This window comes from Sphingobium cupriresistens LL01, assembly GCF_001046645.1.
Taxonomy (GTDB): Bacteria; Pseudomonadota; Alphaproteobacteria; order Sphingomonadales; family Sphingomonadaceae; genus Sphingobium; species Sphingobium cupriresistens.
This window is the reverse complement of record NZ_KQ130434.1, coordinates 2,448,256-2,465,191: the sequence shown is the minus strand read 5'-3', so window position 1 is coordinate 2,465,191 and position 16,936 is coordinate 2,448,256. Positions and strand designations below refer to the sequence as shown.

The 16,936-nt window shown below is 65.1% G+C and carries 17 protein-coding genes and 1 tRNA gene; 16 read left to right on the top strand and 2 right to left on the bottom strand.

Annotated features, from left to right (window positions below):
- Window positions 1–15 precede the first annotated feature (15 nt).
- The 6 genes from V473_RS11890 to V473_RS24085 all read left to right on the top strand — a co-directional run bounded on the left by V473_RS11890 (window position 16) and on the right by V473_RS24085 (window position 2,753).
- Window positions 16–756, top strand: coding sequence for a ComF family protein (locus V473_RS11890; RefSeq protein WP_066604235.1), 741 nt, complete (start codon window positions 16–18; stop codon window positions 754–756).
- Between the two features lie 56 nt (window positions 757–812).
- Complete coding sequence (grxC, locus tag V473_RS11885; RefSeq protein WP_066604234.1) at window positions 813–1,070, top strand: glutaredoxin 3; 258 nt, start codon at window positions 813–815, stop codon at window positions 1,068–1,070.
- Between the two features lie 8 nt (window positions 1,071–1,078).
- Window positions 1,079–1,909, top strand: a complete 831-nt coding sequence (locus tag V473_RS11880) for a carbon-nitrogen hydrolase family protein (protein WP_066605606.1) — start codon at window positions 1,079–1,081, stop codon at window positions 1,907–1,909.
- Window positions 1,906–2,376, top strand: coding sequence for a DUF1178 family protein (locus tag V473_RS11875; RefSeq protein ID WP_066604232.1), 471 nt, complete (start codon window positions 1,906–1,908; stop codon window positions 2,374–2,376). The genes V473_RS11880 and V473_RS11875 overlap by 4 nt, the downstream gene beginning before the upstream one ends.
- 61 nt (window positions 2,377–2,437) lie before the next feature.
- Window positions 2,438–2,514: transfer RNA gene (locus tag V473_RS11870), tRNA-Arg, on the top strand.
- A gap of 101 nt (window positions 2,515–2,615) precedes the next feature.
- Window positions 2,616–2,753: a hypothetical protein gene (locus V473_RS24085; protein WP_169793894.1), complete on the top strand. Its 138-nt coding sequence runs from the start codon at window positions 2,616–2,618 to the stop codon at window positions 2,751–2,753.
- Window positions 2,754–2,801: 48 nt separating this feature from the next.
- On the opposite strand, the gene V473_RS11865 is transcribed toward V473_RS24085, so the two are convergent.
- Window positions 2,802–3,770 carry a magnesium and cobalt transport protein CorA gene (locus tag V473_RS11865; RefSeq protein ID WP_066605605.1) on the bottom strand — a complete coding sequence of 323 codons (969 nt, stop codon included), beginning with the start codon at window positions 3,768–3,770 and terminating at the stop codon, window positions 2,802–2,804.
- 211 nt (window positions 3,771–3,981) lie between these two features.
- Here V473_RS11865 and V473_RS11860 point away from each other — a divergent pair, with 211 nt between their 5' ends.
- The 8 genes from V473_RS11860 (at window position 3,982) to epsC (ending at window position 12,270) form a co-directional block, all read left to right on the top strand.
- Window positions 3,982–4,512 carry a hypothetical protein gene (locus tag V473_RS11860; RefSeq protein ID WP_066604230.1) on the top strand — a complete coding sequence of 177 codons (531 nt, stop codon included), beginning with the start codon at window positions 3,982–3,984 and terminating at the stop codon, window positions 4,510–4,512.
- Between the two features lie 213 nt (window positions 4,513–4,725).
- Window positions 4,726–5,436, top strand: a complete 711-nt coding sequence (locus V473_RS11855; protein WP_066604228.1) for a response regulator transcription factor — start codon at window positions 4,726–4,728, stop codon at window positions 5,434–5,436.
- Window positions 5,437–5,612: 176 nt separating this feature from the next.
- Complete coding sequence (locus V473_RS11850) at window positions 5,613–6,311, top strand: carbonic anhydrase (RefSeq protein WP_066604221.1); 699 nt, start codon at window positions 5,613–5,615, stop codon at window positions 6,309–6,311.
- Window positions 6,312–6,314: 3 nt separating this feature from the next.
- Window positions 6,315–7,811: a SulP family inorganic anion transporter gene (locus V473_RS11845; RefSeq protein ID WP_066604219.1), complete on the top strand. Its 1,497-nt coding sequence runs from the start codon at window positions 6,315–6,317 to the stop codon at window positions 7,809–7,811.
- A 293-nt stretch (window positions 7,812–8,104) separates the two neighbouring features.
- Complete coding sequence (locus tag V473_RS11840) at window positions 8,105–8,947, top strand: TorF family putative porin (protein ID WP_066604217.1); 843 nt, start codon at window positions 8,105–8,107, stop codon at window positions 8,945–8,947.
- A gap of 187 nt (window positions 8,948–9,134) precedes the next feature.
- On the top strand, window positions 9,135–9,845 hold the full coding sequence (locus tag V473_RS11835; protein WP_066604215.1) for a response regulator: 711 nt from the start codon (window positions 9,135–9,137) through the stop codon (window positions 9,843–9,845).
- Window positions 9,842–11,173: an ATP-binding protein gene (locus V473_RS11830; RefSeq protein WP_066604213.1), complete on the top strand. Its 1,332-nt coding sequence runs from the start codon at window positions 9,842–9,844 to the stop codon at window positions 11,171–11,173. Before V473_RS11835 ends, V473_RS11830 begins: the two co-directional genes overlap by 4 nt.
- An 89-nt stretch (window positions 11,174–11,262) precedes the next feature.
- Window positions 11,263–12,270, top strand: coding sequence for a serine O-acetyltransferase EpsC (gene epsC, locus V473_RS11825; protein ID WP_408021496.1), 1,008 nt, complete (start codon window positions 11,263–11,265; stop codon window positions 12,268–12,270).
- Window positions 12,271–12,356: 86 nt separating this feature from the next.
- Here epsC and V473_RS11820 read toward each other — a convergent pair whose 3' ends face one another.
- The gene (locus tag V473_RS11820) at window positions 12,357–14,033 is read right to left on the bottom strand and encodes an alkaline phosphatase family protein (RefSeq protein WP_066604208.1); all 1,677 of its coding nucleotides are present in this window, start codon (window positions 14,031–14,033) and stop codon (window positions 12,357–12,359) included.
- A gap of 76 nt (window positions 14,034–14,109) precedes the next feature.
- On the opposite strand from V473_RS11820, the gene V473_RS11815 reads away from it, so the two are divergent.
- Together V473_RS11815 and V473_RS11810 are read left to right on the top strand one after the other, a co-directional pair.
- Window positions 14,110–16,137, top strand: coding sequence for a protein-disulfide reductase DsbD family protein (locus V473_RS11815; protein ID WP_066604201.1), 2,028 nt, complete (start codon window positions 14,110–14,112; stop codon window positions 16,135–16,137).
- Complete coding sequence (locus V473_RS11810) at window positions 16,137–16,874, top strand: TlyA family RNA methyltransferase (protein ID WP_066604200.1); 738 nt, start codon at window positions 16,137–16,139, stop codon at window positions 16,872–16,874. The genes V473_RS11815 and V473_RS11810 overlap by 1 nt, the downstream gene beginning before the upstream one ends.
- The last annotated feature ends 62 nt before the right edge of the window (window positions 16,875–16,936 follow it).

Genomic DNA, 16,936 nt, shown 5'->3' with positions numbered 1-16,936 from the left:
GTGCGGACAAGGCAGATGATGTCGCTCCTCCCGCTTCTCAAGGGCGTTTTGCAGCCTGCGGTCGATTATGCGCTGCCACCGCGCTGCCCCGGTTGCGGCGCCATCGTGGGGGCGGATTTCGCCTTCTGCCTGTCCTGCTGGAGCGGCATGGAATTGCTGGGCGACCCCTGCTGCGCGCGCTGCGGCGCGCCTTTCCCGCACGACATGGGCGCGGGGGCCGAGTGTGGCGCGTGCGTGGCCAACCCGCCGCCCTGGGACAGCGCGCGCGCTGTGCTGGCCTATGGCGATGTGGCGAAGACGGTGGCGCTGCGGTTCAAATATGGGCGGCGCATCGGCCTCGCGCGACTGATCGCGCGGCAGATGCTGCGCCATGTGGGGAGTGCGGAGGCGCTGATCATGCCGGTGCCGCTGCACCGCTGGCGGCTTTGGCATCGGGGCTTCAACCAGTCGGCGCTGATCGCGGACCATCTGGGGCGGCTGACAGGCTGGCCGGTGGAGAAGCGCGCCTTGCGCCGGGTGAAGCGGACTGCGCCGCTGCGTGGGATGAACCCGGCGCAGCGGGCGAAGATGGTGCGCGGGGCCTTCGCGCTGGCGGATGCGTCCGCGATCAAGGGGCGGCGCGTGCTGTTGATCGACGATGTCCACACCAGCGGGGCGACGGCGGCGGCCTGCGCGCGGGTGCTCAAGCGTGGCGGCGCGGGCGACGTGCGGCTGCTCTGCTGGGCGCGTGTGTTGCCGGATGCCGATGTCGAATGAGGGGCGGCGATTGACAAAGCCGCGCGTTCCCCCAATTTCAGGGGAAAGGAGCTATTATGGCGAAAGTCGAAATCTATACCAAGGCTTGGTGCGGCTATTGCGCGCGAGCGAAGGCGCTGCTGACCGACAAGGGCGTGGCGTTCGAGGAATATGACATAACCATGGGCGGGCCCAAGCGTGACGAGATGCTGGACCGTGCGCCCGGCCGGACCACCGTGCCGCAAATCTTCATCGATGGCGCCCATATCGGCGGCAGCGACGATCTTGGCGCGCTGAACCGCGACGGCAAGCTGGACGCCTTGTTGGGCCTGTGAGCGACAAAATGCGCGCCGCCCTGTTTCAGATGACCAGCGGGATCGATCCCGCCGCCAACGCCGCGGCCATCGTGGAGATGGTGAAGCGCGCCAAAGGCGAAGGCGCGGACATGTTGTTAACGCCCGAAATGGCCGGATATCTGGACCGCGACCGCCAGCGCGCGGCGGATATGCTGCGGGGTGAAGCGGAGGATGTGGTGCTGGCCGCAGTGCGCGACGCCGCAGCGCGCGAGGGGCTATGGGTGCATATCGGGTCGCTGCCGCTGAAGGGCGAGCGGGCCGACGGGCGCTGGTCCAATCGCAGCTTCCTGATCGACGACAGCGGCGCCATCCGGGCGCGCTATGACAAGATCCACCTGTTCGACGTCGATCTCGCCACCGGCGAAAGCTGGCGCGAATCCTCGGTCTACGGGCCGGGCGAGCAGGTGGTCGCTGCGGACACGCCCTGGGGTCGAATGGGCTTTTCCATCTGCTACGACATGCGCTTCCCCGATCTGTATCGCGCGTTGACCAATGCGGGCGCGACGATCCTGCTGGCGCCCGCTGCCTTCACCGTGCCGACCGGGCAGGCGCACTGGCATGTGCTGCTGCGTGCGCGGGCGATCGAGGCGGGCTGCTATGTCATTGCGACGGCGCAGGTGGGGACACATGCCGATGGCCGCATCACCTATGGCCATAGCGTGGTGATCGATCCCTGGGGCGAGGTGCTGCTCGATATGGGCGAGACGGCCGGACTGGGGCTTGCGGATCTCGATCTTGGGCGCGTAGGGGATGTGCGCGGGCGCGTGCCGGCGCTCGCCAACCGCCGTATGATACCGCAGGATGTGACTATTTCGTGATCGTGTTCGACCTCAAATGTGCAAGCCAGAGCCATGTGTTCGAGGCCTGGTTCGGGTCCAGCGCCGATTATGAGGATCAGAAGGCGCGGGGCCTGCTCGCCTGCCCGCTATGCGGCGACGGCGATGTGACCAAGGCGGTCATGGCCCCGGCGGTGGGCGCCAAGGGCAATAGCCGCGCGGTCGCAGTTCGCGAGGAACCCACAGCACCGGCGATGAGCGGCGCGGATCAGGCGAAGATGAAGGCGCTGGTCGAGGCGCTGGCGACGGCGCAGAGCAAGGCGCTGGAGGACAGCACCTGGGTCGGTCGCGGTTTCGCCGAGCAGGCGCGCGCGATGCATTACGGCGAAAAGGACCGCAGCAGCATCCATGGCGAGGTGGCCCCGGCCGAGGCCAAGGCGCTGATCGCGGAAGGGGTGGAGGTCGCGCCGCTCCCCTTTCCGGTCATCCCGCCGCAGGCCAAGAATTGAGCCATTAAATTGACCGCCGAGAATTGACCGGGCTCTTCGCGCGCAATAGAGCCGTCGCCGGGCACCCGTAGCTCAGCAGGATAGAGCATCAGATTCCTAATCTGAGGGCCATGGGTTCGAATCCCGTCGGGTGCACCACCTTTGGCATTTGCGCCTCTTTTTTCCCGGTGTCGTCGGCGCTATTGGCTAACCGTTGAGCAAGGTTAGCCATCAACATTTCAGCCGCAACGTCCGAGAGGGTGGGGCTGGCGGCGGGCGCGATGTTGCTGGACCGGCCTGACCGGCCGACCGCCATCTTCGCCAGCAATGACGACATGGCCGCCGCGATCGTCTCACTGGCGCACCGGCGCGGGGCGGGGACGCCACAGCCCGCATGAACGACTATCTGGCGCATGAGTTGGTGATACGCGAGTCGGTGGCCGCTGTTACAGCCACTTCAGCTTCCTGAACCGGGCGTAGAGCAGCGAACACACCACGCCGATCACGCCCAGCACCACGAAATAGCCGTAGCGCGTCTTGAGTTCGGGCATATGTTCGAAATTCATGCCGTAAATTCCCGCAATCGCGGTCGGCACGGCCAGGATCGCGGCCCAGGCGGCAAGCTGGCGGGTAATCTCGCCGGTGCGTTGCTGCTCCAATAGGTTGCTCGATTCGAATACGCTGTTCAGGATTTCGCGCAAATCATCGACCATCGTCTGCACCCGGCGGACATGGTCGCGCACGTCGCTGAAATAGGGCCGGGCTTCGGGATCGATGCTGGGCAGATCCATCTTGACGAATTTGGTCGCGACCTCCTGCATAGGCAGCAGGACGCGCTGGAAGCGGATCAGCTGGCGGCGCAGGCTGAAGATGCGGGTGATATCCTCCCGGCGCAGGAAATGGTCGATCATCTGCTGCTCCATTTCCAGCACCTCCTCCTCAATCCCCTCGATAATCGGCAGATAGCCGTCGACGATGAAGTCGAGGATAGCGTGCAGCACATAATCCACCCCCTGGGCCAGGCGGGACGGCACGGCCTCCAACTCCTCGCGCAGCGCCAGATGGGCGCGCGCCGATCCGTGGCGGACGCTGATGATATGGCTGGGGCCGACGAACAGAGCGGTTTCACCGTAGCATATGGCGTCGCCCTCGACATGAGCGGTGCGGGCGACCACGAACAACTGGTCGCCGTAAATATCGACCTTGGGCAACTGGTTGGCCTTGATCGCATCCTCGATCGCCAGCGGATGCAGGCCATGGGTTCGGGCCAGCGTCTCCATTTCCTCCACCGTCGGGTCGGCCACGCCGATCCAGATGAATTCGGACTTGTCGGGCGCGCAATCGACCCGCTCGTCGATCGCCACCGGGCGGACTCGCTGGCCGTTGCGATAGAGATAGGCGGCGACGACGGTCATGCGCGTGTTTCCCTTTGGTTTCCGTCCGCTAGCAGACAATTTCAACCGCGTCGCGCCTTTCGCCGCATCCCTGCGCCAGCCCATATGATTTTTGCTGAAGGGGGTGGCGATTGACTTTGGCATGACATAGTTCACGCCGAAAGGGGCGCATAGAAGAACGCGCGGCACATGCTTGGAGGGGGCGGGTCGCACGAGAATATGGAGCTGTGCCTTGCACATCATAACTATCGATTTCGAGGCGTCCTGCCTACCACGCCATGGACGGTCCTTCCCGATCGAAGTGGGCATAGCCGATGGCGACAGGTCGCGCAGTTGGCTGATTCGCCCGCATGATAGCTGGGCCGGCTGGGACTGGACGGCGGAGGCCGAGGCGTTGCATGGCCTGAGCCGCGAGCGGATCGCGTGCGAGGGGCAACCTGCCGCCGTCGTGCTGGCAGAACTGGCCGCCGCGACGCAGGGACGGCGGGTGGTCGCCGACAGCCTGATCGATCAATATTGGCTCGATACCCTGGCGGCCGTGGCCGGCGCGCCGACGCCTTTCACGATTCAACATGTCGCGACCCTGTTCGATGAGCAGGGCGCGGACGAGCGACGGATCATCGCCGCCATGGCCTTCGCCGATGGGCAGGGGGCGACGCGGCATCGCGCGGCCGGGGATGCGCTGTGGTTGTCGGCGCTGATCGCGCATCTTTGCGGCGGGGCGATGCCGCCGCCTTTGCCGGTCCTGATCGCCGCGCAATGAAGGGCCGATAATTGCGCTGGCAATGATTTGTTACATACGGCAAATTACGGAGACATTCGCCAACCGTAAATCTTTCCGCTGTTCGCGATCGCACGGCCAAAAGTCGCAGATTGCCTCTGCCGCGGAGGAGACGCCCATGTCGCCGATTATAGCCCTTATCCAGGCGGCTCTGTCCGCCAAAGTCGGTTCCACTCCGGGCGCTGTTCAGGGCGGATGAATCCACCACTGATACTGGTCGCCGAAACACAGCAGGATTTGCGGCGCGAGATACGCGAATATCTGGAGCAAAGCGGATTTCGTGCTTTGCCTGCGGCGTCGGCGGCCGATATTTTCAGCGCCCTCACCACCACGCCGGTTGGAGCGGTCGTGCTGGATGCGGCGCTGCGTGGGCCTGATGGACTCGATTTGTGCCGCGATATCCGCGAACGTAGCGACGTGCCCGTCATCCTCGTCGGATCGAACAGCTCGGAGGTCGACCGCGTGGTCGGGTTGGAGCTGGGCGCGGACGATTATATGGACAAACCCTATGCGATCCGCGAACTCGCCGCCCGTCTGCGCGCGGTGCTGCGTCGCGGCCGGAGCGAGCGGGCGCTGGGCCTGCGTCGCCAGACAGAGGCTATTTTCGACGGCTGGATCGTGGATTTCGCTCGGCGGGAAGTGACAGATCCATGCGGGCGTCTGGTCGAACTGACCGCCGCCGAATTCGCGCTGCTGGCGGTTTTTCTGGACCATGCGCAAACGGTCATCGCGCGCGCGCGGTTGATGGAGCTTGCGGGCGTGCGCGATGCGCCATCGTCCGATCGCAGCATCGATGTGCTGGTCAGCCGGCTGCGCCGCAAGCTGGGCGCGGGCGGGCGGTCTGCGCCAATTGTTACCGTTCGTGGCGTGGGCTATATGTTCAGCGCTGTGGTCGATCGGCGCTGACCGGGGTTTCCAGCGTCTACGCGCCGATTATGCGGTTTGGCGCGACAATCGCACGGTCCATTACTCAGACATAGTTTTTAACAAAGCCGCTGCGCTGCAGCAAAACCGCGTCCTTATTCTTGGCCTCAAGCCGGTCCGCCCCCTGACTGGCGCCATGTTAGAAGAGGATAGACTCCATGAACGAGCTACTCGGTCGCGTATTCAGCTTCGAAACCAAGGTTTTCCCGAACGAAAGCGCGCTCTACAACCAACTGGCCAGCCACGGCCAAAGCCCCAAGGCGCTGATGATCTCCTGCGCCGATTCGCGCATCGTTCCCGAACATATCATGCAGGCGGCGCCCGGCGATCTGTTCGTCTGCCGCAACGCCGGCAACATCGTCCCCCCGCACGCCACGCAGAATGGCGGCGTCACCTCGACCGTCGAATATGCGGTGATGGTGCTGGGCGTGCGCGACATCATCATCTGTGGCCATAGCGACTGCGGCGCGATGAAGGCGCTGTCCACCAATGCCGACCTGACGAAGATGCCCAACGTCGCCGCCTGGCTGCGCCACAGCCATGCCGCGCAAATGGTCTGCCGCGAAAATTATCCCGACGATCTGAGCGATGCTGAAAAGCTGCGCAACATGGCGTTGGAAAATGTCGTCGCCCAACTCGCGCATCTGCGCACCCATCCTTCGGTGGCGTCGGGCATCGCGCGCGGTGAAATCGCGCTGCACGGCTGGTACGTCGATATCCACGCCGGTCAGATACTGGGGCTGGATGGCGAAACCGGCCAATTCTCGCCCCTGCGCGAAGGCCAGCCGATGCCGGTCGCGCTTCCCCATGGCCGCCGCCTCGCTGGCGCAGCGGCCGTTGCCCAAGCGGCGGAGTAAATCATGCTGAAGGCTCTTTCCGGCGGCAATTTCAGCCGCGACTTCACGGCGTCGATCGTCGTCTTCCTGGTGGCGATGCCGCTCTGCATGGGCATCGCCATTGCTTCCGGCGTGCCGCCGGAGAAGGGCCTCATCACCGGCATTATCGGCGGCCTGGTCGTCGGCCTGCTGGCGGGTTCGCCGTTGCAGGTCAGCGGTCCGGCCGCCGGTCTTGCGGTGATCGTCTTCGAAATCGTCCGCGAACAGGGGCTGTCCGCCCTCGGTCCCATCCTCATTCTGGCGGGCGCGATCCAGATCGTCGCCGGCCTGTTGCGGGTCGGCGGCTGGTTTCGCGCCATTTCACCGGCGGTCGTGCATGGTATGCTCGCCGGGATCGGCGTGCTGATCGTCGTCGGCCAGTTCCATGTGCTGTTCGACGATAAGCCCCTATCCAGCGGCCTGCATAACCTGATCGCCATGCCGGGTCAGATTTTCGGCCTGTCGAACGGCGATGCGGCAACCGCCTTCGCCGTCGGCCTCGTCACCATCTTCAGCATGTTGGGTTGGGAGAAATTCCGTCCCGCATCGTTGAAACTGGTGCCCGGCGCGCTTGTTGGCGTGGTGACCGCGACGATCGTCGCTTTTGCGCTTGGCCTGCCGGTCGCGCGCGTGGTCGTGCCTGAATCGATCGTCGCGGCGGTCGCCTTGCCCGAAGCCGGGCTGATGGCGCAGTTGATGAACCCGACGATCATCACCACCGCCATCGCCATCGCCTTCATCGCCAGCGCCGAAACCTTGCTGTCGGCCGCGGCGGTCGACCGCATGCACGACGGCGTGCGCACCAATTATAATCGCGAACTTAGCGCCCAGGGCGTGGGCAACCTGCTTTGCGGCTTCGCCGGCGCGCTGCCGATGACTGGCGTCATCGTCCGCAGTTCGGCCAACGTCCAGGCCGGGGCCAAGACCCGTCTGTCGGCGATCCTCCACGGCGTCTGGATTTTGGGCTTCGTCGCTCTGCTGCCCTGGCTGCTGCGCGAAATTCCGATGGCCGCGCTGGCCGGCATTCTGGTCATCACCGGCGTCCGCTTGGTCAGCGTCGCGCATGTCAAGCATCTGTTCCACCTTTACGGTCCGCTGCCCGCGATCGTCTGGGCGGCGACGCTGATCTGCGTCGTGGCGACCGACCTGCTGACCGGCGTGCTGGTGGGCATCGGCCTGTCGCTGCTCGAACTGCTGCCTCACGCCACGCGCTTGCGGTTGAAGGTGGATGAGGAAAGTCGGGGCGAAGCGCATGAGGTGGCGCTGCGCGGCACCGCCACATTCCTCAACTTGCCCAAATTGTCGGCCAAGCTTGAATCTCTGCCGGCCGCCGGAGTGGTCATACTGAATGTCGAACGGCTCGGCCATATCGATCATACGTGCGCGGAAATGTTGCGCGAATGGGTCGATCGCCGCCGGGTCGCGGGTGGGCCGGTCGAATTGTTCGGCGCCACCGGACGGATGCGTCAACTCGTCGCCTGATCCCCCAAAAAAATCGGGCGATGTCCTGAGCCGTCGCGTCTCACCGGGCGCGGCGGCTTTTCTTTATGGCGAGTTAAACTAGCAACATAATAGCAACATTATGTTGCTAATCCAGCAAAGAACCGTGCCCGGCATATCACAGCCCGCCTGGTCCTTTCGCAGTTGCAGTAAAAGCGGTTTGTCTCGCGGGCAGGACAGAATAGGGCAAGGTCATCCGCCGGTATCGAAGACGATCAATAACAGATCTTCGGACCAGAGCGGATGCAGGACGGAACATTCCAACGTAAAGGGGAATGTTCATGAAGTATCAAATAGCCTGTGCCGCCCTCGCGCTCATGTCCAGCGTACCGGCTTTCGCGCAGGAAGAACCCGCCAGCCCCGTCACCGTTACCGGCAGCGTTGCGATGGTTTCGGACTATCGCTTCCGCGGCGTTTCGATGTCGGACAAGGGCATGGCCGTCCAAGGCGGCATTTCCGTCAGTCATGAATCCGGCGCTTACGCCGGAATCTGGGGTTCCAACCTGTCGGGTTGGGGCACTTTTGGCGGCGCCAATATGGAACTGGATCTCAATGCCGGCTACGCTGTTGATCTTGGAGGCGCCAAGCTCGACGTCGGCCTCATCTGGTATATGTATCCCAGCGGTTTCGACGAAACCGATTTCGCCGAACCCTATGTCAAGCTGTCGAGCGCCCTGGGTCCAGTCAATGCCCTGGTCGGCGTCGCCTATGCTCCCAAGCAGGAAGCGCTGGGCAAGACATGCAGCGATGCGGCTTGCACCGTGTTCCGGCCGGGCAAGAAGAACGATAATCTCTATCTCTGGACCGACGTCAATTCGGCAATCCCCAACACGCCGGTCACTGTGAAGGCGCATCTGGGCTGGTCGAAGGGCAATTCCGGCTTGGGTCCCAACGGCACCTCGCTGGCGCCTACCGGCAAATATCTTGATTGGTTGGTTGGCGCGGACGTCGCCATCCCCGGCACGCCGCTGACGCTGGGCGTGGCCTATGTCGACACCGACATCGCCCGCGTCGAGGAAAACTATATCCGTCCCAACTTCTCGGTGGCGGACGGCGATAATGCCGGCAAGTCGATCGCGCGCAGCCAAGTCGTGTTCTCGATCTCGGCCGCTTTCTGATCCGTCGCCGGGCCTGGTTCGCCAGGCCCGGCATTGGTCTTCAGGCTTTGGCGCGCGCCGGGATTTTCCCCGCCGTGACAAATTGTTGCTACAGTCGCGTTTCTGGACTTCCCGCGACCCGCGCGGTTGACCCCCGATCCGCCGCCCCCTATTTCCCGACCATGACATTTTGTGCGCTGACGCCTTCATGACCGCCCCGTCGATCATCCTTGTCGAGGACGATCCGCCGTTGCGCACGCTGACCGCGCGGGCGCTCCAGGAACATGGTTATCAGGTGCGTCCCGCATCCTCCGGCCCTGAAATGTGGGTGGCCTTCGACGCCGGCCCGGTCGATCTCGTCGTCCTCGACGTCATGCTGCCCGGCACCAACGGCATCGACCTGTGCCGTCAGATCCGGCGCAAGAGCGACGTCCCCATCATCTTCATCAGCGCCAAGGGTAGCGAGACGGACCGGATCGTCGGGCTGGAACTGGGCGCGGACGATTATCTGCCCAAGCCCTTTGGCACGCGCGAACTGATCGCCCGCATCCGCGCCATCCTGCGCCGCGTCGGGGTGGAGCGCGGCCCGGATGAGCATCGGGAGAGCGAGGCGCATTTTGACGGCTGGAACGTCAACTTCCCCCGGCGCGAACTTCGCTCCCCCACCGGCGCGATCGTCGAGCTGACCGGCGCGGAATTCGACCTGCTCGGTTCCTTCCTCAGCCATCCGCAGCGGGTCATCGCGCGTGAGCGGTTGATCGAATTGTCGCGCACCCGCATGGGCGACAGCAGCGATCGCAGCATTGACGTCCTCGTCAGCCGCCTGCGCCGTAAATTGTCCACCGCCGACAAGGGCGCGCCGATCACCACCGTCCGCGGTGTTGGCTATATGTTCAACGCAGAGGTCAGCCGCGCTTGAGACGCCATGTCAGGGGATCGCTGGGGCTGGTTGGCCGCCTGTTCGCGATCCTGCTGTTGACGGTGATGCTGGAATTTGCGGTCGGCACGCTCATTTATGAGCGCACCAGCCAGATATCGTTGCAGGATGATGAGGCGCGGCGCCTGGCCGAGCATCTGGTCATCGCCCGCAAGCTGCTGACCGAGCAGCCGCGAGCGGAACGCCCCGCGCTCGGCCTGCAACTGACCACCGATCGCTACGATGTCCACTGGTCGCCCGCCGCGCCGCCGCCGCCGCCGCTCTCGCCGGAACTGGAGCGGATGCGCCAGCAGATCATCGCCTGGGAACCCAGCCTGGAGCGCTCGCGTCTCTGGCTGCGGCTGGCCGCGCCCAATCGCCATTCGGAAATCAATGGCGGGTTGCAACTGCCCGACGGCAGTTGGCTCTATTTCGGTATGCACCATAGCGGCAGCAAATGGGCTTTCACCCTGGGTCGGCTGGGGCTGGCGCTGATCCCGGTGCTGGCGTTGCTGATCGCCGGCTGGCTGCTGATTCGCCGCACGCTCGCCCCGTTGCGCGACCTCACCCATGCGACCCACCGGATCGGCCTGGGGTCGGCGGTCATGGTGCCCGAAGCAGGGACCAGCGACGTGCGCAACCTGATCGCCGCTTTTAATGCAATGCAGTCGCGCCTCCACCGCCTCATCAACGAACGCACCGAAACGCTGGCGGCGGTCGGCCATGATCTGCGCACGCCGCTCGCCCGGCTGCAATTGCGGCTTGAAGAGGTGAAGGATGCTGACATTCAGCAGGCGATGGCCGGCGACCTGGAGGAAATGGGCGCGATGCTGGAATCGCTGCTCGCCTTCCTGGGTGGCGAGAAAGACCCTGAGCCGCCCGTGCGCACCGATGTCGCGGTCACCATCGCCACCATCGTCGATGCTTTCCAGGACCATGGCGACGACGTTGCCTATGATGGGCCGGATCATCTGGAAATGGAGGTTCGCGCGCTGTCGCTGCGTCGCGCGGTGCGCAACCTGATCGAAAACGCGCTCCACTATGGCGATCGCGCCCGCGTTTCGCTGGAGCGGGTCGGCGTCGAGATATTGATCCGCGTCGATGATGATGGCCCCGGCATCCCGCGCGAACAACTGGATGAGGTGCTGCGGCCCTTCGCCCGGCTCGACGACGCGCGCCAGCGCAACACGCGCGGCCTGGGCCTGGGCCTGGCCATCGTTGCCAAAGCGGTGCGGGCGGAAGGCGGGCAGTTAACGCTCGCCAACCGGCCCGAAGGCGGGCTGCGCGCCGAAATCTGCCTGCACCTGCCCAGGTCCGGGCCCCGCGGCTAAAAGAGAAACTGTCCGACCCCAAGCAAAACTCGTTTATCGCGACGCCTGTCGCCACGCTATGCCCGCAGGAACAGGCGCATGAGGCGGATATGATGGCGGACGGACAGGGCGATGATCGGATCGTCGAAGGCTATTGGGACATAGTGGCGCTGACCGCGGAACTGGGCGCGGCGCGCAGTCGCTGGCGCCAGGCGCAGCGGCATCATGCCGAATATGGCGCGGAAGGCTTCCCCTCGCGCGACAATCTGACCAAGATCATGCAATCGCTATGCGGCGCGCTGTTCCCGCTGCGCCTTGGCCCCAGCTTCGTGCGCCTCCATAATGAGGACGCCTATGTCGCCGAAACGCTGCAAACGGTGCTCAGCCGACTTTACGGCCAGATCCGGCTGGAACTCATCTATGCGTTGAAGGACGAGCCGGCGGAGGCCGTCGATCGCGAAGCCGCGCGCATCATCGCCGCGTTCGCCCAGAGCCTGCCGGCCTTGCGCGTGCTGCTCGACACCGATGTCGATGCCGCCTTCCTGGGCGATCCCGCCGCGCGCAGCGTGGACGAGGTGCTGATCTGCTACCCCTCGATGCTGGCGATCATCCATCACCGGCTCGCGCATCGCCTGCATCGACTGGGCGCGCCGCTGGTGGCGCGGATCATGTCGGAAATCGCGCACGGCAAGACCGGGATCGACATCCATCCCGGCGCGACCATCGGCCAATCCTTCTTCATCGACCATGGCACTGGAGTCGTCATCGGCGAAACCGCGATTGTGGGCGATCGGGTGCGGCTGTACCAAGGCGTGACCCTTGGCGCGCGCAGCTTTCCCGCGGATGACAAGGGCGCGCTGGAAAAGGCGCTCCCGCGCCATCCGATTATCGAGGATGACGTGGTCGTCTATGCCGGGGCCACGGTTCTGGGCCGAATCATTGTGGGCAGCCGCTCCGTCATCGGCGGCAATGTCTGGCTGACCGACAGCGTGCCCGCCGACAGCAATGTGCGCCAGGCCAAGGCGCATTATGAGGTCACGAGCCGCGTCGAAGTCTCCGCCCCGCACCGTGTCCATGCCATGTTGGAAAGCACGGACGGCGTGGGCGAGAATATTTAGAGGGCCGCGTTCGCCCTGAGCGAAGTTGAAGCCGCTTCACTACGTTCTGCGGAGGGCTGCGACTTCGCTCAGCGCGGACGGTTTGTTTAACGCGCCGCGCAGCTATCCCCGTCGCCCGCCACCAGATCCAGGCACCGGCCATCGATCTCGCTCTTCGCCACCGGCAGCCCGATCAGCGCCGCCAACGACGGCATGATATCAACCGTCTCCACGCCCAGCGGCTGTTCGAAATGCTGCATCCCCTTGCGCCAGAACAGGATCGGCACGCGGCGGTCGGCGTCCCAGGGCGAACCATGGGTCGCGACCGATCCCATCGTCGCCTGCTCAGGGATCGACATGACGCGCGGCTTCAAAAGCAGCAACAGGTCGCCCGACCGCTCCGCATAGAAGCTGGCCCGCGCTTCCTGGATCAGGCTCCAGCTTTCGGGAGGGCCGGAGGGGGAGGGGGTGGCGGCGATCTGCGCCTTGGTGAACACCGTTTCGACCTGCGGATGCGCGCGCAGCAGCTTGAGCGCTTCGGCCTCGGCACGGGCGCGCTGAGGCGCAGTCAGCCCCTTGTCGAAATACAGGTCGCCAGACGGGCCGTCGCTCCAGAGCACTTTCTTGCCGGGCAGTCCTGCCTTGTCCGCGATGGCGGCATTGAGCGCCTTGGGCGTCAGCGCCATGTCTACCCGGCTTTCCATCGGCATCGCGTTCAGGCGATGGCGTTCGGGCAGGTCATGGCCGCCATGGTCGGCGGTCAGCACCACGACATAATCGATGCCGTCCTTGTCCAGCCGATCGAAAAACGACCCCAATTCGCGGTCCAGCCGGTCGACCTGGATGCAGCTTTCGACGCCTTCTGTTCCGTAAGTGTGGCCGATATAGTCGGTCGCGGACAGGCCGATCGAGATGATGTCGCTCTGCGCCTGCTTCCCCAGGTCCATAGTCTCGATCGCGGCGGCGGCGAAGGCCAGCGTCATCGCGTCCTGTTCAGGCGAAATGCGGAAGCTCTTATAATCGCCCGCTGCGCGCGCGAAGCGGCCGGTGCCGACCGTCTTGTCGCCCGCCCGCACCGCGAAATCCTTTGACACGCACTGGGCGGGCAGGTCAAAGCCCGGATTGGGCTGGGCCAGCCGCTGCGCCATCGCCGCATTGACCTTGGCGACCAGCGGCGGGGTGGCGATCCCCTTGTAACTGACATAGCCCTGCGGTCCGCCCAGCCACCAGACATGGTCGGCGGTCGGCCCGCCCATCATGATCGCGGCGCGATCCTTGCCCGCGATCGACACGACGCGGGTGGCGGGGTTGGCGATTTTCATCCGGCCGCCCAGCGTCGGCGCCTTCAGGTGAAGCGGAGAGGGCTCATATTTGTCGCTGCTGCTGCCCGGCTGGGTTTCGTCCTCTGCGCAATAGACATTCTTGTCCTCGCGCTTGGCGTCAAGCGAGAACCAGTTGTTGGCGATGATGCCGGTGCGCGACGGGCGACTGCCGGTCAGAATGGTCGAATGGCCGGGGCAGGTTTCGGTCGCGGCATGGCTCTGATAGCCGCGCGGGAAGACCGCGCCTTCGCTCGTCAGGCGCTTCAGGCCGCCGGTATAATATTGGCGATATTCGCTGAACAGGTCAGCGGAAAATTGATCCACGCTGATCGCGACGATCAGCTTTGGAGGAGTCGGTGGCGCTTGGGCCGGAGTCGGGGCGGCCGGAGCCGGGGCGGGCTGCTGCGCCGCCAGCGGCATGGCGGTGGCGATCAACAGGGCGGCCGCGACTTTCTTCAACATCTACTGTACCTTCTCCAGCCTTGACGGCGAACGCCCCCGGACCTAGCCCGCTGACACCCACCAGACCAGAGGCCCGATGCGGATTTTTCAAGTCATATTGATGACGCTGGCGTTGCTGGCCGGCCTTTCCCCTGCGCAGGGGCAAAGTGCGTTCGGCGGCGGCGCGGCGCATATCGCCGCCCAACTGGTCGCCGAAAGCGCTGCGCCCAAGGCCGGCGAGGGCACGACCATCGCCTTCGCCATGACGCCGGAAAAGGGCTGGCACGGCTATTGGGAAAATCCCGGCGATGCGGGGCTGGGCATGACCGTGGACTGGACCCTGCCCAAGGGCGTCAGCGTCGGCCCGCTGCGCTATCCGGTGCCGGAAACGCTGCTGATCTCCGGCCTGATGAACCATGTCTATGAAGGCCCCTATGGCGTTCTGGCGACGCTGAAGGTCGCTGCGGGCCTTCCGCCCGGCACCCGCCTGCCGGTGCGGGCGAAGGCGCAATGGCTGGCCTGCACCGACAAGGTATGCGTGCCTGAAAGCGGCGATCTGGCGCTGGACCTGGTCGCGGGCGACGGCGCCGTGTCGGCCATCGATCGGACGCGCTTCGACGGGTGGCGCACCCATCTGCCCCGACCGCTGGGATCGGAAGCGACCTATGCGGTCAAGGACGGCACACTCCGCCTGTCGGTGCCGTTTCCGGCCAGCGCGCAGGCGCGCGACATGCACCTCTTCCCGCTGGCCGAGGGGCTGGCGCGCTATGCTGCGCCACAGACGGTGACGCGCAATGGCGACACGCTGCTGATCGAGACGGATGCGGCCGAAGGCGGCAAGGGTGGGGCGGTGCAGGCGGTTCTACGGACCGGCGACCATGTCGGCTTCCTGCTGACCGCGATTCCCGGCACGGTCGCGGGCGCATCGAGCGGCGGCCAGTGGAGCGCCATTTTCACCGCGCTGGGGGGCGCGCTGCTGGGCGGCCTGCTGCTCAACATCATGCCCTGCGTCTTCCCGATCCTGGGCCTTAAAGCCATGAAGCTGGCGAAAGCCGGCGGCGACGAGCGGACCGTGCGGCGGGAGGCGCTGGCCTATACGCTGGGCGTCGTCCTGACTTGCCTGGCGCTGGGCGGCGCGCTGCTGATATTGCGGGCCGCGGGTGGCGCGGTCGGCTGGGCATTCCAGCTGCAAGACCCGCGCATCATCCTGGCGCTGCTGCTGTTGGTGACCGGCATCGCCTTCAACCTGGCTGGCTTGTTCGATCTCAGCGCCTATGGCGGCGGCGAGGCGCTGGCGGGGAAGGGCGGCGTCGCCGGTTCCTTTTGGACCGGGGCGCTGGTCGCTTTCGTCGCGACCCCTTGCACCGGGCCATTCATGGCCGCGGCGATGGGCGCAGCGCTGTTGCTGCCTCTGGCTGCTGCGCTGGCGATATTCGCCGGGCTGGGGTTGGGGCTGGCGCTGCCTTTCCTATTGCTTGCTTACGTCCCGGCATTTCGCAAACGATTGCCTAAGCCCGGTGGCTGGATGGGCCGTTTTCAGAAGATCCTCGCCATCCCGATGTTCCTGACCGCGCTCGGCCTCGCCTGGTTGCTGGGTCAGCAGCGTGGGGTGTCCGGCATGACGATCGGGCTGGCCGCGGCGCTGCTGCTGGCGCTGTTGCTCTGGTGGCTGGGTGGTCGTCAGCGGCTGGGTAAGGGCGGCGGCTGGATCGCGGCTATCGCTGGCCTCGCCCTGATGGTCGGCGGCGCCTACGCCCTGCCGACCCGCGCGCCTGCCGCTGTCGAAAAAGGCGATTCAACTGTCCATTTCGATGTCGCAAAACTGGCCGAACTGCGCGCCGCCAACAAGCCGGTCTTCCTCTATTTCACCGCCGACTGGTGCCTGACCTGCAAGGCGAATGAGGCTGCCGCCATCGACCGCGCCGAAACCCGCGCCGCCTTCGACAAGTCCGGCGTCACCGTCATGGTAGGCGACTGGACGAATGCCGATCCGGCCATCACTCGCTTCCTCGAAGGGCAGGGCCGGTCGGGCGTTCCCCTCTATCTCTTCTACGCGCCCGGCAAGGAGGCGCAGACCCTGCCGCAACTCCTCACCCCCGCCACCCTTGCCGGACTGGCGCGCTGATGGTCAAGATCCGCGCCGACCAACTGCTTGTCGACAGCGGCCTCGCCGAAAGCCGCGCCCGCGCGCAGGCGTTGATCCTCGCCGGCCTCGTCTTCCTGGGCGACAGGAAGGTCGAGAAGGCGGGCCAGCAGGTGCCCGAAGGGACGGAGCTGGACGTGCGCGGCCGCGACCATCCCTGGGTGTCGCGCGGCGGCGTCAAGCTGGCCCACGCGCTCGAAGAATTTGCGATCGACGTCACCGGCTTCGTCGCGATCGACGTCGGCTCCTCGACCGGCGGCTTTACCGACGTGCTGCTCACCAACGGTGCAATGAAGGTCTATGCGGTCGATAGCGGCACCAACCAGCTGGCCTGGAAAATCCGCTCCGACGTCCGCGTCATCGTCCATGAACAGACCAGCGCCCGGATTCTGACCGACGCGCATATCCCCGAAGCCGTGGACTTGATCGTGTGCGACGCCAGCTTCATCAGCCTCGCGAAGGTGCTGGAGAAGCCGATCAGCTTCGCCAAACCCGGCGCGCAAATGATCGCGCTCATCAAGCCGCAGTTCGAGGCGCGGCGGGAAGAAGTGGGCAAGAATGGCGTCGTGCGGGATATCCTCGTCCACCAGCGCGTTTGTGCCGAAGTGCAGGACTGGGTCGTGTCGCAGGGCTGGACCGTCGCGGGCCTGACGCAAAGCCCGATTACCGGGCCGCAGGGCAATGTCGAATTTCTCCTCTACGCCCGGCTTGGTGGATAATGGACGTATGTTCGTTCCCAATCCTACCGTCATAAGGTGCGGCCCAAGTCCAATTGTGCCGC